This window comes from Paraburkholderia steynii (assembly GCF_900100565.1).
Lineage (GTDB): Bacteria > Pseudomonadota > Gammaproteobacteria > Burkholderiales > Burkholderiaceae > Paraburkholderia > Paraburkholderia terrae.
The window spans coordinates 1-25,344 of sequence record NZ_FNDI01000042.1; the positions used below are offsets into that span (position 1 = coordinate 1).

Annotated in this window: 24 protein-coding genes and 3 pseudogenes; 13 read left to right on the forward strand and 14 right to left on the reverse strand. The window is 59.9% G+C overall.

Features of this window, described 5'->3' with window-relative positions:
• Nucleotides 1-92: 92 nt before the first annotated feature.
• Both istB (BLT65_RS41535) and istA (BLT65_RS41540) read right to left on the reverse strand, forming a co-directional pair.
• Entirely contained in the window at nt 93-860 is a 768-nt protein-coding gene (gene istB, locus BLT65_RS41535; RefSeq protein WP_091789752.1) for an IS21-like element helper ATPase IstB, read from the reverse strand.
• A gap of 12 nt (nt 861-872) precedes the next feature.
• Nucleotides 873-2,396: an IS21 family transposase gene (gene istA, locus BLT65_RS41540; protein WP_091789756.1), complete on the reverse strand. Its 1,524-nt coding sequence runs from the start codon at nt 2,394-2,396 to the stop codon at nt 873-875.
• 252 nt (nt 2,397-2,648) lie between these two features.
• Here istA (BLT65_RS41540) and BLT65_RS41545 point away from each other — a divergent pair, with 252 nt between their 5' ends.
• The 5 genes from BLT65_RS41545 to BLT65_RS41565 all read left to right on the forward strand — a co-directional run bounded on the left by BLT65_RS41545 (nt 2,649) and on the right by BLT65_RS41565 (nt 5,232).
• Nucleotides 2,649-3,389 carry a deazapurine DNA modification protein DpdA family protein gene (locus tag BLT65_RS41545; RefSeq protein ID WP_167306647.1) on the forward strand — a complete coding sequence of 247 codons (741 nt, stop codon included), beginning with the start codon at nt 2,649-2,651 and terminating at the stop codon, nt 3,387-3,389.
• 151 nt (nt 3,390-3,540) lie between these two features.
• Nucleotides 3,541-3,786 carry an AbrB/MazE/SpoVT family DNA-binding domain-containing protein gene (locus tag BLT65_RS41550; protein ID WP_091789762.1) on the forward strand — a complete coding sequence of 82 codons (246 nt, stop codon included), beginning with the start codon at nt 3,541-3,543 and terminating at the stop codon, nt 3,784-3,786.
• A complete protein-coding gene (locus BLT65_RS41555; protein WP_091789765.1) occupies nt 3,783-4,181 on the forward strand; it encodes a PIN domain-containing protein in 399 nt (132 codons plus the stop codon). The genes BLT65_RS41550 and BLT65_RS41555 overlap by 4 nt, the downstream gene beginning before the upstream one ends.
• 492 nt (nt 4,182-4,673) lie before the next feature.
• Nucleotides 4,674-4,871 (forward strand): hypothetical protein, encoded by a 198-nt coding sequence (locus BLT65_RS41560; RefSeq protein WP_091789768.1) that lies wholly within the window; start codon nt 4,674-4,676, stop codon nt 4,869-4,871.
• A 34-nt stretch (nt 4,872-4,905) separates the two neighbouring features.
• Nucleotides 4,906-5,232 carry a transcription initiation factor IIE subunit alpha family protein gene (locus BLT65_RS41565; protein ID WP_091789771.1) on the forward strand — a complete coding sequence of 109 codons (327 nt, stop codon included), beginning with the start codon at nt 4,906-4,908 and terminating at the stop codon, nt 5,230-5,232.
• 47 nt (nt 5,233-5,279) lie between these two features.
• Here BLT65_RS41565 and BLT65_RS41570 read toward each other — a convergent pair whose 3' ends face one another.
• Nucleotides 5,280-5,675, reverse strand: coding sequence for a hypothetical protein (locus BLT65_RS41570; RefSeq protein WP_091789774.1), 396 nt, complete (start codon nt 5,673-5,675; stop codon nt 5,280-5,282).
• A 116-nt stretch (nt 5,676-5,791) separates the two neighbouring features.
• On the reverse strand, nt 5,792-6,091 hold the full coding sequence (locus BLT65_RS41575) for a DUF2471 family protein (RefSeq protein ID WP_091789777.1): 300 nt from the start codon (nt 6,089-6,091) through the stop codon (nt 5,792-5,794).
• Nucleotides 6,092-6,277: 186 nt separating this feature from the next.
• Here BLT65_RS41575 and istA (BLT65_RS41580) point away from each other — a divergent pair, with 186 nt between their 5' ends.
• The 4 genes from istA (BLT65_RS41580) to BLT65_RS41600 all read left to right on the forward strand — a co-directional run bounded on the left by istA (BLT65_RS41580) (nt 6,278) and on the right by BLT65_RS41600 (nt 9,510).
• A complete protein-coding gene (gene istA / locus BLT65_RS41580; protein WP_091789780.1) occupies nt 6,278-7,825 on the forward strand; it encodes an IS21 family transposase in 1,548 nt (515 codons plus the stop codon).
• A gap of 17 nt (nt 7,826-7,842) precedes the next feature.
• Nucleotides 7,843-8,589 carry an IS21-like element helper ATPase IstB gene (gene istB, locus BLT65_RS41585; protein WP_091789783.1) on the forward strand — a complete coding sequence of 249 codons (747 nt, stop codon included), beginning with the start codon at nt 7,843-7,845 and terminating at the stop codon, nt 8,587-8,589.
• Between the two features lie 346 nt (nt 8,590-8,935).
• Complete coding sequence (locus BLT65_RS48520; RefSeq protein WP_279634514.1) at nt 8,936-9,070, forward strand: hypothetical protein; 135 nt, start codon at nt 8,936-8,938, stop codon at nt 9,068-9,070.
• Between the two features lie 173 nt (nt 9,071-9,243).
• Complete coding sequence (locus BLT65_RS41600) at nt 9,244-9,510, forward strand: hypothetical protein (RefSeq protein ID WP_091789789.1); 267 nt, start codon at nt 9,244-9,246, stop codon at nt 9,508-9,510.
• A gap of 339 nt (nt 9,511-9,849) precedes the next feature.
• Here BLT65_RS41600 and BLT65_RS48210 read toward each other — a convergent pair whose 3' ends face one another.
• From BLT65_RS48210 to BLT65_RS41610, 3 genes are all read right to left on the reverse strand, one after another.
• Complete coding sequence (locus BLT65_RS48210) at nt 9,850-10,587, reverse strand: EAL domain-containing protein (protein ID WP_244187005.1); 738 nt, start codon at nt 10,585-10,587, stop codon at nt 9,850-9,852.
• 7 nt (nt 10,588-10,594) lie between these two features.
• Entirely contained in the window at nt 10,595-11,023 is a 429-nt protein-coding gene (locus BLT65_RS48215) for a hypothetical protein (protein ID WP_244187007.1), read from the reverse strand.
• Between the two features lie 173 nt (nt 11,024-11,196).
• On the reverse strand, nt 11,197-12,597 hold the full coding sequence (locus tag BLT65_RS41610; RefSeq protein WP_091789867.1) for a GGDEF domain-containing protein: 1,401 nt from the start codon (nt 12,595-12,597) through the stop codon (nt 11,197-11,199).
• Nucleotides 12,598-12,871: 274 nt separating this feature from the next.
• Here BLT65_RS41610 and BLT65_RS41615 point away from each other — a divergent pair, with 274 nt between their 5' ends.
• Entirely contained in the window at nt 12,872-13,696 is an 825-nt protein-coding gene (locus tag BLT65_RS41615; RefSeq protein ID WP_091789792.1) for a SurA N-terminal domain-containing protein, read from the forward strand.
• 517 nt (nt 13,697-14,213) lie between these two features.
• On the forward strand, nt 14,214-14,891 hold the full coding sequence (locus BLT65_RS41620; RefSeq protein WP_091789795.1) for a winged helix-turn-helix domain-containing protein: 678 nt from the start codon (nt 14,214-14,216) through the stop codon (nt 14,889-14,891).
• Between the two features lie 497 nt (nt 14,892-15,388).
• Here the strand turns inward: BLT65_RS41620 and BLT65_RS41625 are convergent, their stop codons facing one another.
• From BLT65_RS41625 to BLT65_RS48220, 3 genes and pseudogenes are all read right to left on the reverse strand, one after another.
• A complete protein-coding gene (locus tag BLT65_RS41625) occupies nt 15,389-16,033 on the reverse strand; it encodes a MarR family winged helix-turn-helix transcriptional regulator (RefSeq protein WP_091789797.1) in 645 nt (214 codons plus the stop codon).
• 564 nt (nt 16,034-16,597) lie between these two features.
• Complete coding sequence (locus BLT65_RS41630) at nt 16,598-17,137, reverse strand: D-alanyl-D-alanine carboxypeptidase family protein (protein WP_244187009.1); 540 nt, start codon at nt 17,135-17,137, stop codon at nt 16,598-16,600.
• A 349-nt stretch (nt 17,138-17,486) separates the two neighbouring features.
• Nucleotides 17,487-17,585, reverse strand: a pseudogene (locus BLT65_RS48220) (ABC transporter ATP-binding protein); the annotation flags it as partial.
• A gap of 709 nt (nt 17,586-18,294) precedes the next feature.
• Between BLT65_RS48220 and BLT65_RS41640 the strand changes: the two are divergent.
• Nucleotides 18,295-19,086, forward strand: coding sequence for a response regulator (locus BLT65_RS41640; protein WP_091789800.1), 792 nt, complete (start codon nt 18,295-18,297; stop codon nt 19,084-19,086).
• A 137-nt stretch (nt 19,087-19,223) separates the two neighbouring features.
• On the opposite strand, the gene BLT65_RS41645 is transcribed toward BLT65_RS41640, so the two are convergent.
• Together BLT65_RS41645 and BLT65_RS41650 are read right to left on the reverse strand one after the other, a co-directional pair.
• The gene (locus tag BLT65_RS41645; protein WP_091789804.1) at nt 19,224-19,700 is read right to left on the reverse strand and encodes a Fur family transcriptional regulator; all 477 of its coding nucleotides are present in this window, start codon (nt 19,698-19,700) and stop codon (nt 19,224-19,226) included.
• Nucleotides 19,701-19,909: 209 nt separating this feature from the next.
• A pseudogene (locus BLT65_RS41650) lies at nt 19,910-20,626 on the reverse strand (IS6 family transposase).
• Nucleotides 20,627-21,427: 801 nt separating this feature from the next.
• On the opposite strand from BLT65_RS41650, the gene BLT65_RS41655 reads away from it, so the two are divergent.
• Nucleotides 21,428-22,483, forward strand: coding sequence for an acyltransferase family protein (locus BLT65_RS41655; protein WP_091789807.1), 1,056 nt, complete (start codon nt 21,428-21,430; stop codon nt 22,481-22,483).
• Nucleotides 22,484-22,970: 487 nt separating this feature from the next.
• Here BLT65_RS41655 and BLT65_RS41660 read toward each other — a convergent pair whose 3' ends face one another.
• A complete protein-coding gene (locus BLT65_RS41660; protein WP_244187013.1) occupies nt 22,971-23,558 on the reverse strand; it encodes a reverse transcriptase domain-containing protein in 588 nt (195 codons plus the stop codon).
• 27 nt (nt 23,559-23,585) lie between these two features.
• Nucleotides 23,586-25,160, reverse strand: a pseudogene (locus BLT65_RS41665) (IS3 family transposase).
• Between the last annotated feature and the right edge of the window lie 184 nt (nt 25,161-25,344).

The window sequence follows — 25,344 nt, forward strand, 5'->3', positions numbered from 1 at the left end:
TGCGTATTTCGGCGAACGTGACCGCCGATTTCGGGAACGTGACCGATTCGGCGGGGTTGGGCGTTGCGCGGTGTTGATTGTAGATTTTCTTGTCAGTTCTGGTCGAGTTCGGGCTCCAGGACGTTGGGTTTTGGGGATGCCTTTCTGAGGGATTCACCGGTGAGCGTGATCCGGTGATGACGCTGCATGAGACGGTCGAGCATTGCGTCGGCGATGGTCTCGTCGCCGATCCATCCATGCCAGTGCTCAATCGGTAACTGGCTGGTGATGATGGTCGCCTTTCCCGCCGAGCGGTCATCGATCATCTCGAGCAGATCGTTTCGGACCATCGCGTCGAGGGGAGCCATTCCCCAATCGTCCAGCAGGAGCACGTCAACGCGGGCGACCTGCAGCAGCCATTTTGTGAAGCCGCCATTGCCGTGCAGAACGCGAAGCTCCTCGCCAAGTCGCGGCACGCGCAGATACAAGGCTGAATGCCCGCGCCGGCAAGCGTATTGGGCCAGGGCGCAAGCGAGCCACGATTTCCCAGCGCCGGTTGGACCGCTGATGAGCAGGCTGTAGCCGGCTTCGACCCAGTCACCGAGCGCGAGACTCGTGAGTGAGCGCGGATCGACGCCACGGCCAGCGCGCGTGTCGAGATCTTCAATGGCGGCTTGCGGATACTTGAGGCGCGCCTGCTTGAGCAGTCGGGTACGACGGCGATCATCACGCCAGCTGGCTTCCCGGTCGACCAGCAGTGACAGGCGTTCCTCGAAGCTCAGGCTGGCCGCACCGGGCTGCGTCAGTTGTTCTTCCAGGCCGTCAGCGAAACCGTCCAGCTTCAGGGTGCGCAGTTGCGTCAGTGTCTGTTGCATCATCATGGTGGATCTTCCTTATTGGTAGTAGCCGGGGCCGCGTACATGCGCGTGGCTCGGGCTGATCCAGTCGGCAGGCGTTGCCACTGCAGCGCGGTCGCGGTTGTTGATCAGGATGTCGCGCACGTGGCGGTAACGGTGCACGCCCAGCTCCAGTGCTAGCGCACAGGCGGCTTCGAGACGTTCGCGGCCATAGCGACGTGAGAGCGAGAGCAATCCGAGGCACGCCCGATAGCCGTGTTCCGGATGGCGTTGCTCCTGCAGCAGCCGGGTAACAAGCGCGCCGGTTGCCGCGCCGATCTGCTGTCCCCAATGAATCAGCCGCTGCGGCGTCCATTCCAGATGAGCGCGGTGCGCCGCCGGCATGTGCTCGACGACGGTGGTGTAGCCGCCTGCGCGGTCGTTGCGTGCGTGGCTGGCGACACGGCGACCGCGATGCAGCAGTTCGACAGCGCCCGCCGTGATGCGCGCATCGAGCTTGAGACCGACAAGCGCGTGCGGCACGCTGTAGCGGTGTTTGTTGATCTCGACGTGATAGTCGATGTGAACCGTCACTGTCTTGAAGCGCGCGAGCTCATAGGGCTGTGCCGGCAGCGGCTGCAGTGCCGGCGCGTCCAGCTGGGCGAATGCGCTGGCGCGACATCCCGGCAGCTTCTGGAACGGCCTCTCATTCAGGTTCCTGAGCAGCGGGCGGATCGCCTCATTGACCGAGTGGACCGACTCAAACCGATGATGACGCAGGCGCGCCATGATCCAGCGTTCGACGACCTGGACCGCAACCTCTACCTTCGGTTTGTCCTGCGGACGATATACGCGTGCAGGAAGGAATGACGTGCCGTAGTGACGCGCAAAGTCCAGCACGGTGTCGCCGGCGCGAGGTTCATAGCGATCGGGATCGGCAATCATCGCGCGCGGGTTATCCGGCACGATCAGCTGCGGCACGCCGCCATAGAAGGTCAGCGCACGTGCGATGCCGCCCAGCCAGTCCTCCATCGTTTCGGCCGGCGTCGCACAGGCGAATGTGTAGCTCGATGCGCCCATGGCCGCCACGAAGATGTGCGCGCGGCGTCCAGTCGTCAGCGGCAACGTGGGGCCGGCGAAGTCGACAAACAGCTTCTCGCCGGCGCGGTGAATCTGACGCATCGAGCGCTTCAGGCGTTTCGTGAACGCCTTGTAGTGCTCGCAGAACTGCGTATAGCGGTAGGTCTGCCGGTCCGCGAACTCGGCCTGGTACTCCTCCCACAGCAACGTCAGCGTCATGCCCTTGCGACGCAGCTCCTGATGGATGCGTCCGTAGTCGGGCTGGGCGTAGCCTGCCGGCCCGGTGGGTTTGCCGAGAAGCCGCCGCTCGAGTTCGCCTTCATCCATATCGCAGGCGCTTGCCCAGTCCAGCCCGGCGGCACCGGCCAGTCCGATGTACTTCGTGACCACGCCCTTGGATATGCCCAGTGACGCGGCGATCCGATCGTGCGAGAAACCGCCGTCGAATTTAAGTCGTATAACGTCCTTGATCATGCGCATGTTCATCCGGTGCGCGGGCATGCTCTCTCCGGCAAAAGCCGGCGAGCATAGCCCGCGTAGTTGATGTCATGCGCAACGCCAATCCTGCCTTCCGGTCCGCTCGGTCACGTTCCCGAAATGCCCGGTCACGTTGCCGAAATCGCCGGTCACCATCCCGAAACGGCCGGTCACGTTCGTCCGAAATACGCAGTTGCACAGCCGGATATGTGTTGAGAGCCGGCTATTGCGCCCAATCAGGATGCGATCGACTACCGTGTCAACGCAACTGCCACGTTGCTCGAAGGGATGCTACAGGTCGTCTACGCGTGGCAAAACGAACTGGCAAAAACCATGAATACTCGTTCAGTTCAGAACATGGTCCGCATTCCTGTACCGGTTGCGCAGGGGTCGGCCGACGATTACCGCAGAAGCATCGACCTGATGATGCAGGTCTGGGAGCGTTGGATGCCGTGGCTTGCGCCGCCGGCGCTGATCGGTCTCGGTTCGGTATGCCGTCGGCATCTGACTGACCCACGACCCGGTCTCTTCGCGATTCTTGAAGGGCTAGAGGGACATCTGCCGCCCGGTGCGCGTCTTCATCTCTTCGGAGTGAAAGGGCAAGCGCTGGAGCGGGTGAAGATGTACGACTGGGTGGCAAGCGTTGACTCGATGGCCGCCGACTTCGCTGCGCGCGTGAAGGCTCGAAAGGCCGGGGTGTCAAATACGATCGCCCACCGTATTTGCGGAGGTCGACCGTTGGATGGAGTCGGCGCGTCGCGTCTGCCGCCGGCGATCAATTTCGGCTTCCTTCGCCGTTTGCAACCTTTCTACAGCCTGCGCGTTCTTCGGAACCGCGGGTTTTTTCATTTTCTCCATGCTTCGTATCTCGTAATGCGCTTGAAAATCGAGCTTGTTACGAGAGAGAACGCGTTTGGCGCTCCTTTCCAGTGTAACCCGCGTAGAACCGCGTTTAACAGAAGGTGCGAGTCGGGGCCTCGTCCTCCAACCGCTGCATCGATTTTTCCGAGGAGGTGAAGGTGTCGCGTTCGGGAAAGCGACTGGTCGCCTCGGTGACGCGCAGGGAACCCAAGCACGCCAAAATCCTCACCGGGCGAAATTCCGCCACCTTCAGTCCTTGCTTTTCTGTTTTCCTTACCTTAAAGTAAGGAGCATTGGAGGTGCCACGATGACAGCAGCAACTATCACTTCGAAGGGCCAGGTCACGATCCCCGTGGACGTGCGCAATCAGCTTGGCCTGAAGGCCGGCGACCGGATCGAATTCAGCCTCAACGAGGCAACGGGTCGGTATGAGGTCTACCCGGCCACGCGCTCGCTTGCGTCCCTCAAGGGCATCGTGAAGAAGCCCGTGAAACCGGTGTCCGTTGAGGACATGAACCGGGCCATCGCCGAGCAGGGGGCATCCGCGCGATGATCGGACTGGATACGAACGTGCTGGTCCGTTACTTCGCACAGGACGACGCCGTGCAGTCGAAGAAGGCTACGGCGCTGATGGATTCACTGTCCGCCGAACGGCCGGGTTACGTTTCGCAGGTCGCACTGGTTGAGGTCGTGTGGGTGCTCGGGCGGTGCTACGGCGTCGAGCGCGAGCAGATGAAGGACATCATCGAGTCGATGATCGGTACCAAGGAACTGGTCGTTGAAGCTGCTGACACGGTGCGAAAGGCGCTTCGCGTTTTCGTGGCATCCGCGAAGGCGGATTTCGCGGACTGCATGATCGAGCGTTCAGGGTACGATGCCGAGTGCGAGTACACGGCAACTTTCGATGTGACGGCCTCGAAGGTCGCAGGGATGCAGTTGCTTAAGTAATCACGGCACAAGCCGATAAACTGGAAAACAAAAGGCGTGAAAGCAGGCTGGCCAGTTGCCGGCAACAAGTGAGAGAGCATGATCAAACGCTACAAGGTTTTGACTGGCGGTGGGAATAGCGCAACCGAGGCTGCCGTTCAACTATCCGAGCGGGTGAACCACGCCATTGCGGAGGGCTGGGACCGATCGGCGGTTTGATAGCGGTGCCCGATGTTTCAAGCCCGCAGACAAAGTTCGTTGAGTTTGCCCAAGCGATGACGAAACATCACTGACGGCGCTTAGAAGCCGGTTGATCGTTGCCCGGCCAGTTGGGCAACCGCGAACCGGCTCACAGGACACAGGAAAACACGGCCGCAGCCTCACGCGACATGTAGCCCGAAGCAACACGGAGGAAACGGAGAAAACCAGAACCGATTCACGTACCGCGCCTGCTACCAATACAACGGACCTTCACACGCTGATCCGTTCCGTACGGAGAAGACAAAGGATGAAGTGGCCGTCGCGCTTGCGCGCTTCCCGAGTGATTTGAAGCACGTCCTCGACCGGGATGCCACGGTCGAAGCGCCGCAGGATCAGCCCGATGTGAACTCGCGCATTGTCACTGTGGTGACGTTCGCAGACGAACGGTCGATCGACGAAGTCGTTAAGAAATGTCTAAATAGCCTCGATCTTTTTGGTCAAAAGCTTTGAACGCTGCACTGGAAAACGGGAACGGGCGATTTTGATGGGGCAAGCAAAACAGCGTGGTACGAAAGAGCAGCGCGTCGCACAAGCGAAGGCAAAGACGGACGCGCTGCGCCCGGAAAAGCTGGTGTGTGGTGCTTGCAAAACGGAGTTCACCGACTTTGACGCAATGGATACTCGAAACATGCGGGGCATCCGTGCTGCATTTGGCGGCATCTGCCCATCATGCGGTGAAACCGTGCTCGCGTTCAGCGGCGAACGGGATGCCGTTGCAGACGCGATGATCGCATGGCAGGACGCAATGGGGAGTGACGGCAAGCTCGGAATGCAGTCTCGCGCGGGCCAGCACATTCCCTTCGAAGACTAGGGAAGACATAACGTGAGCGCATCAAAACAGATATCCGTCCGCGTTTGCTACTTTCCCTTTGATTGGCGAGTCTTGGCTGCTTTTTTGCGCCGCCCTGAATGTCCAAATGCACTATCGAAAACGTGTTCCTGGACTGGGATTGGGACCGGACAGCCGATATTCACTTCACCGGGATGCGCCTCGTCATACTGCCAGGCAGCAGGAATCTGGTCGGCGCGGCGCATGCCATATGACTTCGGGTCTTCGATGACCATGTCGAGCTGACCGGCGATCTCATTTCTCACGCATTCGTCGTCGCTCGCCTCAAAAGGAATCCACGACTGCTCGACGAATTGGTGAAGGATAACGATTTTCCGGTCTTGGACATCGATCGCAAGGCGTATCGCGAGATAGGGTTCGGATGGCCACGGCGACTCCCATCGCCCGATAATCAGGTTGTTCATCGCTTTCTTTAGTTGACCACTGATTCCTGAAAATAGCCGATCCTTTAGGAACGCAAGACGTCGACCAGTTCGGTGAGTCTTTCCAGGAGAGTGCTTGGTTACGGCGACTACGATCGTCAATGGACGTGATGCCACGCCTTCTCGATCGGTCCAAAGACAACCGGGACGAAGTCATGGCCATCGAAGGAAGCGAGACGATCATCGTTAGGATAGGATACTGCAGCAGGTGCAAAGATTATTTCCAGCAGGCGCTTGCTGAATCGCCCGCTCGACGAGACTTCTGACATTACCTCTTCCTCCAGCCGATGCAGCCGATTCCAAGTCAGGATTCCCTTTGCACGATGCCGCTCAACGACGCGCGGCACGATCTCCTGGACGGCGGCCTCCGCATCAAACAGGATGTTGTAGTTCGACATTGATGAATATTCCACGCCAAATCGAACGTGAATTCCACGCGAAAGCGAACATGAATTCCACGGCAAAACGAACGCCGATTCCACGGTAAAACGAACAGGGATTCCACGCGAAAGCGAACAGCAAGGCGCTGTAGCAGCGACGCGGGTCAACGATGGCACGCTCGACGTTTTTGTCGAGAGTGCCGGATGGCAAACATCAGGTTGACCATGCGTAAAATTCGAGAAGTCCTTCGGCTGCACCTCGAGTGCGACCGCACCCATCGGGAAATCGCCGATGCGATCGGCACGTCGACCTCCACGGTGTGGCAATACCTGCATCGGGCAAAGCTGGCAGGGCTGCAGTGGCCCCTGCCGGCACCACTGGCAAACGACGACGCCGCACTCGAAGCCCGGCTGTATCCGCCGCCGGCGCCACGCGAGCTGCCGCGAGGCATGCCGCACTGGCCGACGATACATCGAGAGATCGGCAAACCGGGCGTGACGCTGGACTTGCTGTGGCAGGAATACAGGGCCCAGCATCCGGAGGGCTACGGCTATAGCTGGTTCTGCCGAGCCTATCAGGAATGGGCGCAGCGGCTGCCGGTCACGCTGCGGCAAACGCACATGCCGGGGCAGAAGCTGTTCGTCGATTACTCCGGCAAGAAGCTCGGCATCATCAATCCCGACACGGGTGAGATCCGCGAGGCTGAGCTGTTCGTTGCGGCGCTCGGCGTGTCCGGCTACACATTCGCCGAGTTGACGTGGACGCAGCAGCTGCCCGACTGGATCGGCTCGCATGTGCGCGCCTTTGCGTTTTACAACGGCGCAGTCGAGATTCTTGTGCCCGACAACCTGAAGTCCGGCGTGCACAAGGCCAACTTCTACGAACCGCAGATCAACCCGACCTACCAGGAGATGGCCAGGCATTACTCCACTGCCATCATCCCTGCGCGCCCGAGAAAACCCCGTGACAAGCCGAAAGCCGAGCTCTCGGTACTCCTGGTCCAGCGATGGATTCTCGCGCGCTTGCGAAACCAGCGCTTCTTTAGCCTCGATGAGGCCAACCGGGCTGTCGCCGCGTTGCTGGTCGATCTGAACAACCGGCCCTTCAAGAAGCTGCCTGGCTCGCGCCGTAGCGTCTTCGACGAAATCGATCGGCCAGCGCTGCGCCCGCTTCCAGACAAACCCTACCAGTACGCGGAGTGGATCGTCGCTCGCGTGGGGCCGGACTATCACGTCGAAGTAGACCAGCACTACTACTCCGTGTCGTACCGTTATGCACGCGAGCAAGTCGATGTGCGCGTCACGGCCAATACCGTCGAGATATTCCATCGTGGCCAGCGCATTGCCGCGCACGGCAAGAGTTCCCGCCGTCGTTTCCACACCACCATCGACACGCACATGCCGCCGGAACATCAGGCCGTCGTGAAGGGCTGTGACCCGCAGCGGCTGGCCAACTGGGCCGCCGACATTGGCCCGCACACCGCCGCCGTCATCCAGCACCTGCTGGGCGCGCGCAAGCATCCGCAGCAGGCATACCGCGCCTGTCTGGGCGTGCTGCGCATGGGCAAGGACTACGGGCGCGAACGGCTCGAGGCTGCCTGCCGCCGTGCCATCGATCTGAAAGCGCCGAACTACAAGTTTATTGCCTCGACGCTGAAGAACGGCCTGGACCGGGAGCCAGAAACGGCTACGGTCCAGGCCGACCTGCCGCTCATGCACGCCAACGTGCGCGGGCCTTCCTACTATCACTGAAATCAAGAAGGAATTTTATGCTTCATCATCCGACCATCGACAAACTGCATGCACTGCGCCTGAGCGGCATGGCCGCCGCCCTTGCCGAACAGCAGGCTCAGGAGGGCATTGACCGGCTTGGCTTCGAAGAGCGCCTCGGCCTGCTGGTCGAGCGCGAAGCCAGCCAACGGGAATCGCGACAGACGGCTGCGCGCCTGCGGCGCGCGAAACTGAAGTTCTCCAGCGCTTCGCCGGAGGACATCGACTACCGAACTGCCCGCGGACTTGATCGCGCGCTCACCGCGCGGCTGCTGACCTGTGAGTGGATTCGGGAGCGCCAGAATCTGATCCTGGTCGCGCCGACCGGCCTCGGCAAGAGCTGGCTGGGTTGCGCCTTCGCCGTTCAAGCTTGCAGGCAGGGCTTCTCTGCCTGTTACCTGCGCGTGCCAAAGCTCAGTGAAGAACTGGCCATCGCGCACGGCAGTGGCCGTTACGCACGCTGGCTTGCGCAACTCGCCAAGACAGATCTCGTGATCCTCGACGACCTGGCGATGACGCCGCTGAGCGACTCGGCGCGGCGTGATCTGCTTGAGGTCCTCGATGACCGTCACGGCAACCGATCTACGCTGGCCACAAGCCAGCTGTCCGTGGACCTCTGGCATGACGCAATTGGCGAACCGACGGTCGCGGACGCGATCCTCGACCGGCTGGTGCACAACGCTCATCGCATCACGCTTGCCGGCGAATCGATGCGCAAGACACGGAGTCAGTTGACCGCGAAGTAGCAGTCCGAGTAAAAAGGCAAAACACCCGCGTCGCTGCATCCTGTTTGTTCGCGATGGCGTGGAATCGCTGTTCGCTTTGCAGTGGAATCGGCGTTCGCTTTACTGTGGAATGGCTGTTCGATTTGCGTGGAATACGCAGGGATGTGTGTCCGGCGCGGGCTGGTTGACGTCCAACGGCCTGTCCTGGAAAGAAATAAAACTATCAGCGAGGAAGCGGCATTCATGGCCCATTCCGAGATTTACCGGTTCTCCTACACCCGATCAGCGGGAATGAAACGTACATACGATGTGACTGTCAATCTCGTACGCCGGGATTCGGGCGTGTTTGCCTACGAGGCATGGGTGCATGCACCATGCGGGGATATTCAAGGGTAATGGTCTGGTCTTTCCGCTTGTTTCCCGGACGACCGAACAGGCGGTGGCCGAAGCTCGGGCGCGCATCGAAGATCACATCGAGGATCTGCTTGGCGTTCTGGAATGATGCAGAGGCCGGCCGGTGCGATCGGCTTCGCGTTGTGTACCGGATTGTGATGGAAGCCGGTTAAGCGCGGTCGGATAGCACGGGGGCTACCGAGACCTCGCCGACTCCGCTCGACCCGGCCGGACACGTCCGGCGATCCCGTCGTGCCAGCGGCCGGAAATGCGGGAGATCACGTGAAGCGTGTCTATATCTACCACGCCGTGCAAATCGAGGTCAGCGTCGAGATCGATACCAGCGGCGAGCGTTCCGTCACGCCGGGATATGGGTCAGGCTATGTCGCTGTCGAGAGGATCACCCGAGCTGGTTTGCCCGCTTCGCCAGCCGCTCCCCTGCGGCTGGGAGCGGCGGATAGGAGACCTTTTCTGAATGAGGTCGACGCCCTGATGGGTGGCTATTCTGCCGGGCGTCGCATGAACGAGGATCTGGAGGGCAGCGGCTAGCGGGAGTGACGTGAAGGCGTCAACGCATTCCCGCAGCGCCGCCCGGGCAACTGTTGCCATGCGCCCGTATGGGAACAGTCGGCTGCAGACGGCGACCGTCATGTATCGGGTAACTCTGATGAACCGTGAGTCCGGGAAGGGACGCGTGATGGCTTGGGATCATGGTGATGTTGTCACCAGCTCCTCTGAAAGGTCCAGCCCCGGGCATTCCTAAAGCAGGGGGCGGCAACGAGGGCGATCGACGCAGTGAAACCGGCTTTACAGATGCCGGATGGAACCCGCGCTATGGAGGATAGGGTCTGTGTGGGGAGATCGGGTATCGGAGCCAGAACGGCTTTGTTATCGGCCTGGCTCATCCATCGGTTCTTGCGACGGGTTGTGAAGTAAATGATGGTACATCCGCTCGAACTCCAGGATGCCTGCCGGCCTCTGGAACAGGTAACCCTGTGCATACCTGATGCCGATTTCCTTCAGCGCGTCGCGTTGCCCGGGTTCCTCGACACCTTCTGCGACCACGGTCAGGTGAAGCTTGTCTGCAAGATAGGTGATTCCCTCAACCAGCTGTCGGCCGTGACCGGCTATTCCGATGATGAACTGCCGGTCGATCTTGATGTAGTCGAACGGAAAACGTTGCAACAGGGCGAGGTTACTGTTATCCGTGCCGAAAACATCGACAGCGTACTTCACGCCATAGCGCCTGAGGCTCGTCAGGTTCCCGTGGCTGGCGGCCAGGCCGTTGAGCAGTCCGCGCTCGGTGATCTCGAGCACAACCTGGAAGCGCGTGGGCCGATGTCTGAGAGTCGAAGCGATGTCATGCGGAAAGCAGTGCATTTCAATATGCTTCGGTGCGAGATTCACGTTGACCCTGAAGCCGTCCGGAAAATTGCAGGACTCCAGTTCTGTGAGTGCCGTCGCCAGTACGAAATCGGTCAGCGGCGCAATGACAGAAGTTGTCTCTATCTCGCCGATGAATGTACCCGGCATGATCAGACCCAGCCGCGGATGCCGCCAGCGCAGCAGCGCCTCGGCACCCGTCCACGCCCCCGTTTCCAGGTCGACGATCGCCTGATACTCCACGTAAAATTCATTGCGCCGCAGGCCTGCACGAACCTGTCTTTCCAGTCGCTGACGCGGCGTGAAACCCGCGTGATACCCGCCAATCGGCACCGCACAGGCAGTGAGTGCCGGCCAGTAACGCAAAGATTTCGGTCAGGATGAGATCTGCTCGTAGCCGCGCGGCGTCTGCTTCCACCCGGACGAGGATCTCACTCATGTCTGGCGCATGTGCATCGGTTTTCACGAACCGGCCGTCGCTCGTGATTGTGCCGCCCGTCCCATCTGAGACCGACGCGCTCCTTGCACCCGACGTCCTGGCGCGCGCGAGAATGTCTGCGATGTAGGCGCCCTCTACGACGTACAGGATGCCGCGTCGGTTGTCGACCGGTGCATAGATCACCATGACAGGCACGTCCGGCATCATCGGGGTTCCGGCCAGCAGGGTGATCTGTTGCATGCATGGACTGGATCAGTCGGGACATGCGACGGAAGACGGCGGTGACCCACTCCCCACAGGACAGGATACGCCGGGCGGCTTGAATGTCATTGGGTGGCAAAACGAGTCGAACGTGCGACCTGTTTGTTGTTTAATCTCATCCGCACGTCCATCCTTGCACGCGTATTCACCTGCTATGTAGCCGTCACACGGTTGCGGCCATGACGCTTCGCGTGGTAGAGCCGCTGGTCGGCGGTACGAAGAAGGGCATCGATCGTGTCGCCATCACTGCCGAACTGGGAGATGCCGATACTGACCGTGATGGAAACCTTGCGTCCGGTTTCACCCGCGAATGTGGTGCCGGCAGTCGCCGCGCGGATACGCTCGCCGATCGCGAGGGCAGCATCTAGCGACGTGCGGGACAGCAGCACCATGAACTCCTCACCGCCAACCCGAGCGACGCCATTGTATGGCCGGATCGCGTCGAGGCATGCCTGTACAAATCCCTGCAGGACTGTGTCACCGACCTGATGCCCATAGGCGTCGTTAACCCATTTGAAGTTATCGAGATCAAGTGCGAGCAGGGAAAACGGGACACCGTCTCTCCGGGCGCGTGCAACTTCTGCTTCGACACGTTCGATAAAATGACGCCGGTTCGCCGCTCCCGTCAACGGGTCGGTCGCTGCCAGATGCTCGAGCTTCTGGTTAGTGCGCTGCAGTTCCTGCAACGCGCTTTCCGTGCGCGCCATCGCCTCGGCGAGCCGCGCTGTCAATTCCTCATGACTGTAGATCGTGGCGAATGACCGGGTCGTGAGAAAGGCCTGGGCGACGCCATAACTGAGCAGAAAGAATCCGCTGGCGAAGATGACATGTGCCAGCCACCACATGTGGTTCCACGGGCTTCCCAGAAGAAACGCAAGCGACGACAGCGCAAACGACGTCACCGAGATGCCGTAGATCACCATCAGCGGGGAACGGATCCGGCGCAACATCAGGACGGCGACATTCAGTACTGAGAGAGTGAGCGCGGTGCTCTCCATGAGTCGCAGCGGAGCAATGCCGGCAAACCTCGAGGTCGCCAGAAGTGCGACCAGGACGTCCACGACAAGGAAGATGATAGTCCAGGTCAGCCAGTATCTTCTACCCACGCGCCGGCCGGCGGGGTCTGCAGGTTGCCGGTACGATAACAGCGCGACCAGCAGCAAAACCGACATTGCCAGCCGCGACGCCGGCCCGTACGCGAGGAAGAGCCAGATGTCGTGATGCGCGAATCCCGTGAACGCTCCATGCAGCGCGTAGATCAGGACGAACCCGAAGAAGCCTAGCATCATCCATCGCAGCAATGGCTCACCGGAAGAGCGGTAACACTGCCACGTCACATACGTGACAAAGAGACCCTCAAGCGTCGCCACCGCGATAGCAATTTCATGAAACGCGTGATTCTCGAATTTGAGCGTCCGGTCCTGAAAGAAGTACAGGTAGCCGATCAGATAAGCAGGAACGAGCGCGAAGGCCACGAGTACCAGCCTCGCATAGCTCTGTGTAATCAAACGGATGAGCGCAAACGGCTCTTCTGTCTGCATCGCAGTAGTCACGCGCATGGTCCGCACCCCGAGGTGATTTATTGACGCGATCACTCGCCATACATTGATGTGTCACGTCGCCCTGGCCATTTGCGCGAGGCCACGTCTGCGGATGTTGCGCAGATGGATGTCGGATCGCCGCGTGCAACTCAGCCAGGGTAGCCGAAGTTTTACCAAAAAGTCCGGGCAAAAATCCCTATCCTGTTTGATAGGTTCTGGATCCGTCGTGACCTTGTAAATTCGTGCTGATGGCAGTTTGAAAAATGCTGCCGAAAGGGTCGAACAGATGACGTGCAGGATCCATTCTTTCTTCACCAGGTTTGCCGCATTTGTCGCCTGTGCATGTCCTCTTGGGGTGATGGCAGAGGGCGGCACATCGGCGTTGGCTGCCACGAGTGGATCACGACCACCGTCATCCGCAGTCGTCGCGACCGTCAACGATGAGATCATCACGCAAGCGGACCTCGATAACGCGGTTGCCGTGTCCGGTGCGCGCGACACGACTGTCTTGCGCCGCACGCTCAGGCACCGCCTCATCGCAATGGAATTATTGCGGCAGGCTGCGGAGAAACCGCGGCATGTCAATGCGACGCGGGGTATCCGGCAAGCGTCTGAAGCGAGTGGAACCATCGAAGTTATCCGGCAGTACCTGCGCGATACGGTGCGTCCCTCGGCAGTGACCGAGGCCGATGTCTGGGCTCGCTATGCGCAGGTCATGAAAAGCCTGGAGACGAGCATGCAAAGATCGACGGTTTCCGCAGAGACCGCTGATCGTCCGCTAACGGCCGGCCGGCTGACTTCATTCGCTCGCCGCGCCGCGCCGGACGGGGATTTGGTGGCGCCGCAAGCAAACAGCGAAGTCAGACGGAACGTATCGCCGCCGGTCAACCCGTCAACGCCTGTATCTTTTGCGAACACCGCGCCCAATACACCCGCCAAACAAGGCAATGATCAGCGATTGCGCGAGCCCGGTGCGACTGGAGACAGGCGGATTCCCAGCTTTGAAACATTGCGCGACAGCATCCGGACGCAACTGGAAACGGAGCGGCTGGATGAAGCCATTCGCACCGTCGTCGATGACCTGATGACGCAGGCCGACATCAGCGAATAAGGATTGAACGTAACGATTGAACTGGGCGATGCGCCACAGGAAGGGATGCGATGCAATGAGCATTCGTCCAGACGTCGTTTGCGTTGCCAAACGAGGCATTCGAGAGTTTCCGGACATGGCGCGAACATCGCGAAACGCGCCAGCGCGCTGTTTTGTACGCCCACGAGGCCACGGCTGGACGGATCAACGACGGGATATATTGGACGACCCGAGCCTGGATAGTTGCCCGACGCCCTCATGGACGCAGAAGCCCCGAAGAACGGAGCATGCAAGTTTCACACTCCGCGCGGGCACGTCATCAAGCGCCATACCGACGCCGGCCTCGCATGTTGCGCGAGCCATTCCCAGGCGTGATGTCGGAAAGTGGAATGTTCCATTGCCACCCTGTTGAGCCTCATATCTTCTCGCCAAAATATCATCGGGTGTCAGTCTATCGCGATTCGTCTTCGCAAAGACCTCGGATCCAATGCATGAGCTTTGTGGCACAATCAGCTGAGATCGTTACTCGAGTGAGCCTATGCCGACACGTGAGTTACCGACAATTTCCCTTCGGATAAAGGCTGGCGAGATGTTGACGGATGGACATGATGTGGCGCATGTCGCGCGAGCACTCGATCTTTCCGAGAATACGGTCCGGAAGTATCGAGCCATTGTCGAACGCGAAGGAATTGCAGGCCTTCGGATGCTCCCCTTGGGGGGCAGGCGATCGGCTCTTGATGGAAAGGCGAGGGCGAAGCTCACCGAGGCGCTCGCACGTCGGCCTCGAGACTACGCGGTCGATTGTGAGCGTTGGACGATCGGTGCCGTCGGACAGCTAATCCAGCGAGAGTTCGGGTTATCCTTTTCGCGTGTTTATGTGCGGCAACTCATCATTGATCTCGGATTCGGTGACCGGTTGCGCACTATCAATCTGTCGAACGTACCCGGCAAGCCACCCAAGCTCGAGGCCGAAGGTTTTGTCTGGCTCCTCGCTGTGCTGAAACAGTCTCCGCGTGTATGTGGTATCGATGCCGAACGTTGGACAAATGCTCGATTGCGGCTGGCTGTGGAGGCACGGTACGGAGTCAGCTATTCGCACTCGCATATGTGGAAAATCATCTCGGAGCACGGCCTGTCATCGCTGGTCAGTCGTGGCCGCAAATCACCGACCGATAGAGCGAACGCGGCGACGGTAGGTAACGCCACAGAACTCTGATGCGAACTGAGGTACCATCCTGCGTTGTCCCTTGACGAAGAATAAGGCCGAAATGTGTTCACCGGTGGATTGCGTCACATCGAGCATCCGTTTGAAACTGACTCTGTTGAAAAAGCGCTGAGGCAATGGTATGCCGAAATCGGGCTCGAGAATCTTGAGACGTGACGGGCCGGTTGGTCAGGCCAGAACATCTGGCCGCACAGGCCTCTTTCGGGAATTCAGGCGCCGCCGTGAACAATGAGGTTCCGACGTGTTTAACGCTTCTCTGTCGTGACTCCGCGACTCGTCCACTTTGGCATCTCTTGCCATCTAACGGGAGTCGTCCATCATCAGAGGCCGGGAGCGGGCGACGGTGAAGTTTGCCGGATGGCCAGAGCTTCACGATTCGTCGACAAATCGCACCGTCAGGTTGACTAAGACGCAGCGTCCCAACCGCAGGCGGCGCAAGATCCGCCGGCCCGACAGCGCGCCACCGGCGGCCGGCTTCGCCGGCGAACTCAGCCTTGTTGCGCAAAGATCTTCCAGGTCTTTTTCTGCGTTGCGGTGTCGGCCGTTTCATGCACCGGGCAGTCCAGCCGCAAGTCCGTATCCGCCATCGACAGATCGAGCAGTTCGCAATGGTGCGGTGTCTTCTTCGGATTCTTGCCAGGTTCGAAGTGCACGCACGTCACGCACATCCGGTGCGGCGGAATATGATCCTGCATCTCGAGCTGGCGCACGGTCTTCAGCAGCGTGCGGTAGAAAGTCGATTGCTCTTCGTCGCGCAGCGTGCCGACTGCCTTCGCGAGGAAGTCCGGCCATTGCGCGGCACGCTTGGCCGCGGTGCGCCCGCGTGCCGTCAGACGCACGGCAAGTGCGCGTCCGTCATCGAGTGCGCGGCGCTTTTCCACGAGGCCCTTGGTTTCCAGTGTGCTCACGGCATCGCTCGTGGTCGCGGCTGTCAAGGCGGTTTCGCGTGCGATCTCACCGAGCCGCATCGGCCCCTTGCGCTGCATCAGCAGCACGAGGATTTCGCCCTGGGTAGGCGTCAGACCCGCGCCTTCCGCCCATTCCCATGCCTGGCTCCGCATCGCCGTGCTGAGTCGCAGCAGGCTGTGGGTCACCCGCCCGGTTGCCTGCTCTCCATATACGCTTTCGCTCATAGTCTTTCGTTGGTTGTTGACAGTCAGTCTGTGGGGCAGCGTAGCCGGGACACAGACACGCCGATTCCTGCTATCTCAAAAATATCCCGTGGTTCCGGCCCGTCCCGCGGGAATCCCAACTCTCCGAGTTTCGCCAAGAGCGTCTGCCTTCAGGCAAGCGGCTTTCCGTAACCGCCGCGGCGAAAAACGACATTCTATGCGAGAGCAGCGAATCGTACAGCTAATTATCCCGCAATCTGTTGATAACCGCAGGATACAAAGATCGAAGGGAAAGGAATGTCGACGCGCAAATCGTGCAACCCGGATTCGCGGTGCTGCGGATTCGTCCGCCCGTGTCTGGCATGCATTGCTGCCTGGCGACGAACACGAGGCGGCATTTTCCCCAGGCTGTTGTGGAGCTTACGGCCGGTCTCCGCATCGCCGCGCAATAAATCCCATCGGCAACTGATGAGGAATGCATGAAACTGGTCTTTTTGGACGAGTCGGGTATCGCCTTCCAGTTGGGCGCGGTGGCGGCTGGGGGCCAGGCAGCCACGCTCGCGGCGCGATGGTCCCCGATGGGCTTCAGGTCACATCTGACGGCACGCGTGCAGGGAGCGGGGGCTGCAGCCCGGCGCCCGGGCGAGTAATCAGGTGCCCTGCCGTGACGCCCTGAAATGTATGGCCGGCAGCGTCGCGGCGAAAGGCGCATGGCGGGGATGGTAACCGGCATGTTGCCCGATGTTTGGCCGTCTTGAGCCGGATAACGATCCAGTCCTGTAGCATCTGGGTGCTTGCATGGTACCTGCGCGGCGTGACAACGGGCGTCTCGTCGCCATCAAGCCAACGGCGAATCGTGACGAGGCCTGCGGAGCGTGCATGTGATGAGCGCGCGCCGAGCAGCGCGATGATCAACTGGCCATCTGGCATGTTGACGTCGACCACGATGCATCGTCCAGCCTCGCGCGTGTAGCCGGTTTTCGCGATCCGAACGTCCCAGTCTGACTGCAGGACGACCGGGTCGGTGTTGTGATAGAACCTCGTTCTGCTGCCGACGACTTCTTCGTAACGCGGGAGCGTCGCAAATGAACCGATCACCGGATAGTGCGACGCGGCAGCCGCCATTTTCACTACGTCACGCGCGGTAGCTTGTCCCGCGAAAGTCCGGTCGGATCGTCGAAGTGTGTGTTAGCCATGTGCAATGCGGGTGCCTTATTGTTCATCGTCTGGATGGCGACCGAGGCTCCTGGTTCAAATGTCTGCTCGACGACCGATCGGTTCCACTCCAATGGATGCCGCCGGTTCTGTCGCTGGGCCGGCAATTCGACTGTCTGAGACACTGTGTCCATTCTCCGCAGTTTGTGGACACTGTCGGTCACTCGTGCCCGTCGCGGCTGATGATTGCATCTTCTAGGTAGAACGAGGCAACGGTACAGATCGAGCGCTTACACTCGGGCGGCTTGACCTTACGTTACAGCTCGATGCCGAGCACGGCGTTTTGCAATACCGTGCGCCACGGCATCAGCAGGTCCTTTTGCAGCATGTAGGCGATGCGGCCCGTGCTGCCGTCCTCGCATATAGGTCAGCACGATTGCGCTCGTGCTGTCGACCTTGCCGAAAATATCGGCGTGTGCGGACTGCGCCAGAACCGGACCGAGCACGACGGCTGACAGAACAGATGGCGCGGATGCTGTAGGTGCCGGTCGTGTCGCTGCATGCACGCGCATGATGGATCTCCGCTCGTGCTCTGATTGTGGTGCGCAGTCCAGATGGCGGCAATGGGGCGATCTCCCCTTTTTCTGCGGGGAACGCGGAGGGCTTTCACCCACTGTACAGAAACGTTACAGGTGAGGCGGCTGCGGCGAGGGCGAATTCGTCGGGTGTTTCGGCGTGCAGGCACGCGCAAAGAAGGAATCGCAAAGCGGAGCATGCCGTGGGGGTGAAAACTGCCGGATAACTCATGCTTCACTGCGGAACGGGACTTTTTCCAAAGTATTACGGGCACGCGAAACGGAAAGAAACCGATCAGGAATGAAACATTTTTGCGTGCAAAAATTACCGATCTTTGACAGTTTTTAAGTGGCCGGGCATGCCTACAGGTTTTGCGAGGATGGCAAGCTCCTTGCTGCTTCTGAGCCGGGCGCAGGCCTGGTAGGGTTTCACCGCTATGCGTTAGCATAACGAAATATATACGTAATGTTAAAGAAAGTAACAATCGAAAGAAGAAGAATTTTGTGCTCGCCATGTTATGGCATGCACACTCACGACACGAGGAGCCGACCGTGAACATCAAACATCGCGTGATCATCGCAGAGGACCACGACCTGCTGCGCAACGGGTTGCGCTCGATGCTGTCGGCGCAAAGCGAATATGAAGTCGTGGGCGAGGCGCGTGACGGGACGGAAGCGTGTCAGCTCGCCATGTCGCTGGCACCTGACCTGATCCTGATGGATCTGTCGATGCGCGGCATGAACGGCATCGACGCGACGGCGGCAATCAAGCGTCGCTCGCCGCTCGTGCATATCATCGCGTTGACCGTGCATCAGAGCGAGGAATATGTGCGCGAGGCGTTGCGCGCGGGTGTCGACGGTTACGTGCTGAAGGACGTGTCGTTCGACGAACTGCTCTTCGCGATGCGCACGGTCATGCAGGGCAAGAAGCATCTGAGCGCGGACGTCTATGGCTTCATGGTCGATTCGTTCGTGACGGGGCGCGAGATCGCGGCGTCGAAGAAGGCATGGGACCTCTTGACGGCCCGCGAACGCAGCGTGTTGAAGCTGATTGCGGAAGGGCGGACCAACCGGCAGGTGGGCCAGTATCTGAACCTGAGTCCGAAGACGATCGAGAAGTATCGCGCGAGCGTGATGCACAAGCTTGCGATCGAGAACGTGACGGAACTCGTGCTCGCGGCGATCAGCATGGGCCTGCTGACTTCACTCGCGTCGAAATGCGCGGAGCCGGAGACGGACGACGGGCTGTATCGTTTGCCCGTTGCAGGCGCGCAGGTGGACAGCCCGGCGGGCGAAGCGGAGAACGGCGCGTTGCCGCGCATGAGCGACACGGCGGCGGCCTAGCGGGGAAATGCGGCGCGTGAGTGGCGAATGTTGAGCGGAAGACCGCGCGACTCACGACGCTTTGTTCGCGGACGCGCAAAGGAGCGCCGCGGGCAATGCTCACGGTCACGGAGAAGCTTGCTGCGAGAATCGCGCTGTTACCTCACACGCGGTCCTGCCGGATGCGCACGCGCTGCGCAATCCGCGCAGACACCCCGCAAAGCCAGCGTTTTGCCGACGACGCGCAAGCCGAACTCCTTCGCGATGGCGGCGCGCCGCCGATTAATCGTCACGTCGGAGAATTCTTCGACGCGGCCACACAAGACGCAAACCAGATGATCGTGCGCCATGCCAGTATTCAGCTCGTAGAGGCTGTGATGCTTCCCAAGTGGCACATTCGCGACGAAGCCTGCCCTCACCAGCTGATTGAGCACGCGATAGGTGGTAGAAAGGTTCATTCGCTCGCCGTTCTTGGCGATCCGGCGGTGAATCTCCTCGGCGCCGAAATGTCCGTGCTCCGCCTGCTGCAGATAGTCGAGGACGGCAATCTGCGCGGATGTGCCCAACAGGCCGGCTCGCTTGAGCACGTCTAGTGTATTTATCGGGGCGAAAAGCAGGGCGACATGGGAAGCCATCAGTTAGGTGATCGAGGGATCGGGATTTCAGCATATGACATTGCGGCGATCATGCAAATATTTGCATGACAAAAAAGAACGATGGGGGCCGCCCGCCGGTAATCTCGACGCGGTTACGACGCAGCTGAGCATGAAAGTATGAACAAACTTACGCCGGATCTGGTGCAAATAGCCGGTCGGAACGACGTTATGTCTATAGATAGGATATCTTATTGAACGGATGGGACGGCATTCCAGTGCGGGAGCGGCCGTATCTTTGAATCGCAAGCCGGCAAGGCCAAATTATCGTTTGCGAATGCGATGCAACAATTCGATCCCTGAAATCGTATTCGCAGCGTTCCCGAAACGTTTGAAACCGAGCATGACATTCGTTCTGGACTTGACGTTACGATGGTCTTGTTCGATCAGGTTATTCAGATACTTCGAGGATCGAATCGCGGTATCCTCGGGCCAGCAGAGCGTCGACCTTCATTTCGCGCACCGCGCTGTGCGAGGCGGCATAACCATCGAGCGAGATGGTCTTTGGGGGGTGGCCCTGATGTTTGATGGCCTTGCTGAAAAAGGCTTTGGCCACCTTCACGTCGCGCTTCGCGCGCAGCATGAAGTCCACCGTCGGACCAGCCCGATCAACCGCCCTGTAGAGATACGCCCACTTGCCCCGAATCTTCAGGTAGGTCTCGTCGACACGCCACGACTGTCCCGCGGGCGTGCCAAAACGATTCCAGCGCTTGACGAACTCCGGCGCATAGCGCTGCACCCAGCGCAGGATCGTCGTGTGTGCGAGCGACATACCCCGTTCAGCCATCATCTCGACGAGATCCCGTAGACTGAGTTTGTAGCGCAGGTACCAGCGGACAAAGAATGATGATTTCGCGATCAAAGTGTCGCCCATCGAACAACTCGTCAAGACTTTTCAGCTTACTCATCGGTGAGCATCAGTTCGTTCAATCCCACACCTTAACCGATTTCACATCGCCATTTGCACCAGTGCCCAAAATCGAAGGTTCAATCCATCCGGATGCAAATGATGGGATGAAGCCGGTGTATTTCGGCTCGTAAATCCCCGGATTGATAACACGGGGCTACTGTCGACGTACCGGTGCCTGACACTGGTTGATCTGTTGAGGTATTAGCTTTGAGACGCGCAGGCCTGCGCGTGTTCGCTTTCGGAATCTTCCGCTGTCGCTGATTCGCTGCACGAGCGTTTTTGAACGGGTCCTATGACTGTAGCGAGTCGACCGTTATCCGATGTGGATTTGATCGCGGGACGATCACGGCTTCCGCTCGACGTCGGACCGAGTGCGGCCAGTTTCGCTCAGCGCCTCTCCCCGGACATTCAAACGTCGACATTATCTAAGTAACGGACACTGCCGACCGATTTGTCCGTTGCGTCGCCCTACAAAGATGCCATTGGTTGCGTACACAGCTATCCTGCGCTGCGAGCGCTGGCTTCCGGAAATGCTGGCGTTTCTCGTCTAGCGTCTGTACGGCGTCGAACAGTAGTGCCGTCGCGCAAACATTACCATCGGTGAGAGCGGACGGTCAGGTGTTTCTCTCGACTGAGCCACGCGGGGGCAGCGATGTACGATTTGACGATGCACGACTTCGTAAAGAACACAGTTAAAGACACGATACCCCCGGCGATTTTGTGACTGCTGCGACCGTATCGCGTGCCTCCGGACGCCTGGGGCACAGCCAGGTATGGTTTACTCATCAATGGGTGAGCGATGCGCCGGCTGAATTCAATAAGGATCCTTCGCGCAGTGACCGCGACGACTGTCGTCGTACACCATGTCCTGATACAGGACGGTCGGGTGTTCGGTGAATTCCGCGTCGACGTATTCTTCGTACTGAGTGGCTTTGTGATCGCACTCGCGCTCGAAGCCGGCACGACCAGCGTGCGCGACTTCGTCGTGAGCCGCCTCGTGCGGATCGTGCCGCTCTATTGGCTTGCGACGTTGCTGGTGTTCTTCGGCGCGCTGCTTAGGCCCGATCTCTTCAATTCGACGACCGCCAACGTCCCTGATCTGCTGAAGTCGCTCTTTTTCGTTCCATACAGGAAAGAGAGCGGCCACATATTCCCGATGCTGTTCGTCGGCTGGACGCTGAACTACGAGATGCTGTTCTACGCGGCTTCGGCGCTTGCACTGTGGCGGTTCCAGCGGCATGTCTCGTTTGTATTCGCGGCGATCACGCTGCTGCTCTCCGCGGTGTTCCTGATCGCGAGTCTCGCGCATTCGAGCCGGGCGCTCGTCGAATTCCTCGCCTACGACCGGTTGCTCGAATTCCCGTTAGGCATCGCCGTATGGTTCGTATGGAGGAAAGGGCTACGAATTCCGGTCGCGCTGGCGGCGTCCGGGGCCGTCGCGATGTATGTGCTGATGACCTGTATCGAACGGGTCTGGCCGGACGTCTCCCCGGTTGTGGGAAATGGCGTGCCGACCTCTCTGCTGCTGATGAGCACGCTGAGCCTCGAAGGCCTCGTGGTAGACAGCGCGCTCACGCGCGGATTGCTGTATCTCGGCGATGCGAGCTATGCGACCTATCTCAGCCACCCGTTCGTCATCGAGGCGATGCGCAAGCTCGTTCCCAAAGTCGTGCATGGTTTCGATGTGCGCTCGCCAGGGGGGGTGATCCTCGCAATCGTGGTGGCCTCAGTGGTGGGTTGCGTCGTCTATCGCTACGTTGACAAGCCGTTGCAGCGCGCGATGCGGCGCCTGATCAACGTCAAGCGTGTCGTCAATGCGCCTGCGGGTGAGCAAGCGCCTTTTCGTGTGAGGTGAGGTGGGATGAGTGCGGGTTGAGCGTGCGTTGATGGTCGCTCGCCCGCTGGCGTGCCGCTGGCTATCGCGGTGGCTTCAGTTGCCCGTCGCCTTGTTCTATGTGGCGATGAATGTGCGTCGATAACACGATCTCCACTTCCAATACGTTTCGGCCGCGAAATTGAAGCTGAGCACCGTAAGTGGTCGCGGCCTAGCTGGCGGGGCACTTTCTGTCCCATGTGACCCATGTGAATGGCCATTATTACCCGAGAGCTATCGTCAGGAGGTGCAATGCCGAAGGGCGGCAAGGAGTCGACCTGAGCCGGTCGTCATTCGGCTCTGTGCGGCCGAGGATTGCGGTAGGGATGCCCATTGCTGAGCACCCCCCCGCACAGATCCCGGCGTGCCCAATTCGGTCACCGGGCTCCTACCTTGTGCATTTGACGGCGAAGCTCCGATCAAGCCACAGATGAAGGATTCGAGGGGGCGGAACCCAGGCATTGGCGATTCATCTCATTCGCTCCCACGTCATGGCGTCCTTCTGACTGCGCCGACGGAGCGTGCATCGCCATAGATCGGTGACGTGATGTCGGAATGCGACGAATGCCCGCGAGTTGGTAGGCACCGCGTGATACGCGAAGTATCCGCGAACCACCTGCCTGAGGCATTGCCCTTGCACTGGAATCAGTTCGTGCATGCGCTTCCGTAGCGCCTCCTTGATCTGCCTGAGTCTCGCCCGCATGCGATCCCCTCGGGTCTTCCGCTGTAACTGGAAAGCCCCGCGACGAGATCTGCCGCAGATAAAGATGAAACCCAGGAAGGTGAAGGTCTCCGGTCGGCCACGACCCCGGCTCTGGCGGTTGACCGCTGCATAGCGGCCGAACTCCAGCAGCCTCGTCTTGTCCGGATGTAGCTCAAGCGAGAACTCTTCCAGCCTCGATCGCATCGCGTCCCAGAAGCGCCGCGCGTCGGCTTCGTGCTCGAAGCCGACAACGATGTCATCCGCATACCGCAGGATGATCACGTTGCCTTTGGCTTCCCGCCGTCGCCACCGGTTGGCACAGCGATCGAAGAGGTAGGTAGCGGAAATTTTCAAGGTAGTTGTCGCCTCAACGAGTAAATATCAGGCGGCCTTTCTCTCCTGGCTGCGGCGTTGCTGTGGTGTGAGACCCGTGGTATCGATGTGATCGGGATTCAGATGCACGACGTTCACACGCTGCCAGTTGCGCGTGGGCCCTTTCCATCGGAGTGGATGACGCTGCCGTGCTGCCTCGTAAAGCGCCGCGCGTCGAAGCAGAATGTCCTGATCGAGCCTGGCATGACGCTGCGCTGGCGTTACAAAGCGGATCGCACTATGGCGATGGTCGTGGTTATACCAGCGCACCAGTTCACGCACCCAGGTGCGCGCGGCGAACAGGGTGTCGAACGCCTTGAGCGGATACGCGGGCCGGTACTTCAGGGTCTTGAACAGCGATTCAGAATACGGGTTATCGTTACTGACGCCGGGCCGGCTGAGCGACGGCATGACACCCAGCGCCTGGAGGGTGGCGAGCATCGTCGCCCCTTTCATCGGGCCGCCGTTATCTGAGTGGAGTATCACCTGATCGGGCTGTATCGCTTCGCGTGCGCAAAGATCCCTGAGGACTTCGCTGGCCAGCGCGCTGCTCTCCTCGGCATAGACCTGCCAGCCGACAATCTTGCGGCTGAAGACATCGAGAAACAGATACAGATAAAAATACTGCCCGCGAACCGTCGTCGGCAGGTAGGTGATGTCCCAGGAATACAGCAGGTTCGGCGCGTCGGCACTCACTGCACGCGGTTTGCTGCGTGCGCGCGGGTCGTTCGCTACGCCGGTGAGCGAGCTGGTTCGCTTCGCGCAACACGCGGTAAAACGTCGATTCCGAAGCGATGTAGCGTTGCTGATCGGCCAGCTGCGGCACGATCTGGCTCGGTGGCAGATGCGCAAATTCAGCAGAGTTGGCCACCGCCAGCAGCTCGGCGCGCTCATCGGCTGACAGCTTGTGGGCAGGCTCATGGCGGCGCAGGGTGCGCCCATCCACCGCGTCAGGACCGGCGTCCTGCCAGCGCTGCACGGTACGCACGCTCAGCCCCGGCATGTCGCACGCACGAGCCCGGCGAGCCCCGGCTGCAGTGGCCTGGTCGATCAATGCGGTCAATGTCGCGCGCTGTTCGGCAGAAGTCATTCGTCCTCGTCCCCGAACAGCGCCTGATACTTTTTTGAAAGTACCAGCAACGCAGCCGCTTCCGCTAACGCCTTCTCCTTACGTTTGAGTTCGCGCTGCAACTGCGCATTGGCCTGTTTGAGCTCGCGCAGCTCTGGCGCGCTGGCGCGTTCGCTAGTGGCGCTACCCGAGCAGAACTGTGCGCGCCACTGTGCCAGATGATGGGCGAACAGACCCCGTTCGCGACACCACGCATGAAGTGCCCGCTCATCGAGCCCATGGGTCTGCTTCAAGGCCAGCAGGCGTTCTTCCAGAGACCAGTCTTGTGGGCGCCTGGCATCGACAGGCACGGGCTTGCGGTTTGCAGCGTTAGACACCCGGATCCACTTCCTCAACGTCAATACGTTCATGTTCAGCTCGGCGGCAACCGCTCCTACGGAGCGGTTGCCGCGCTGCAGGGCCTTGGCTAGCGCCTGCTCCCTGAATTCTACAGAATACGTCTGTTTCGCATTCAACCTGCACCTCTGAGTTCTTCAAATGATGAAAATTCAGAGGCGACAACTATTCTGACGCCGGGGGCTGTAGGAGCCAGCAAATCTCTGTCATGGACGAACGGGTACTTCCCGGCACCTGGCTCAGAAAAATGATTGCCGAACCGGCGAGTGCAGATCCCGGCCGGATGCATTGCCAAGAGCAACC

Excerpts from the sequence above, each read along its gene's own strand:
- BLT65_RS41625 (WP_091789797.1), bottom strand. The coding sequence starts at position 16,033 with ATGAGCGAAAGCGTATATGGAGAGCAGGCAACCGGGCGGGTGACCCAC.
- istB (WP_091789752.1), bottom strand. The coding sequence starts at position 860 with ATGATGATGCAACAGACACTGACGCAACTGCGCACCCTGAAGCTGGAC.
- BLT65_RS41645 (WP_091789804.1), bottom strand. The coding sequence starts at position 19,700 with ATGGCTTCCCATGTCGCCCTGCTTTTCGCCCCGATAAATACACTAGAC.
- istA (WP_091789756.1), bottom strand. The coding sequence starts at position 2,396 with ATGCCCGCGCACCGGATGAACATGCGCATGATCAAGGACGTTATACGA.
- BLT65_RS41615 (WP_091789792.1), top strand. The coding sequence starts at position 12,872 with ATGACGTGCAGGATCCATTCTTTCTTCACCAGGTTTGCCGCATTTGTC.
- BLT65_RS41570 (WP_091789774.1), bottom strand. The coding sequence starts at position 5,675 with ATGAACAACCTGATTATCGGGCGATGGGAGTCGCCGTGGCCATCCGAA.
- BLT65_RS41555 (WP_091789765.1), top strand. The coding sequence starts at position 3,783 with ATGATCGGACTGGATACGAACGTGCTGGTCCGTTACTTCGCACAGGAC.
- BLT65_RS41620 (WP_091789795.1), top strand. The coding sequence starts at position 14,214 with ATGCCGACACGTGAGTTACCGACAATTTCCCTTCGGATAAAGGCTGGC.
- BLT65_RS48520 (WP_279634514.1), top strand. The coding sequence starts at position 8,936 with ATGCACCATGCGGGGATATTCAAGGGTAATGGTCTGGTCTTTCCGCTT.
- istB (WP_091789783.1), top strand. The coding sequence starts at position 7,843 with ATGCTTCATCATCCGACCATCGACAAACTGCATGCACTGCGCCTGAGC.
- istA (WP_091789780.1), top strand. The coding sequence starts at position 6,278 with ATGGCAAACATCAGGTTGACCATGCGTAAAATTCGAGAAGTCCTTCGG.
- BLT65_RS41550 (WP_091789762.1), top strand. The coding sequence starts at position 3,541 with ATGACAGCAGCAACTATCACTTCGAAGGGCCAGGTCACGATCCCCGTG.
- BLT65_RS41630 (WP_244187009.1), bottom strand. The coding sequence starts at position 17,137 with ATGGCGGCTGCCGCGTCGCACTATCCGGTGATCGGTTCATTTGCGACG.
- BLT65_RS48215 (WP_244187007.1), bottom strand. The coding sequence starts at position 11,023 with ATGCAACAGATCACCCTGCTGGCCGGAACCCCGATGATGCCGGACGTG.
- BLT65_RS41575 (WP_091789777.1), bottom strand. The coding sequence starts at position 6,091 with ATGTCGAACTACAACATCCTGTTTGATGCGGAGGCCGCCGTCCAGGAG.
- BLT65_RS41565 (WP_091789771.1), top strand. The coding sequence starts at position 4,906 with ATGGGGCAAGCAAAACAGCGTGGTACGAAAGAGCAGCGCGTCGCACAA.
- BLT65_RS41655 (WP_091789807.1), top strand. The coding sequence starts at position 21,428 with ATGCGCCGGCTGAATTCAATAAGGATCCTTCGCGCAGTGACCGCGACG.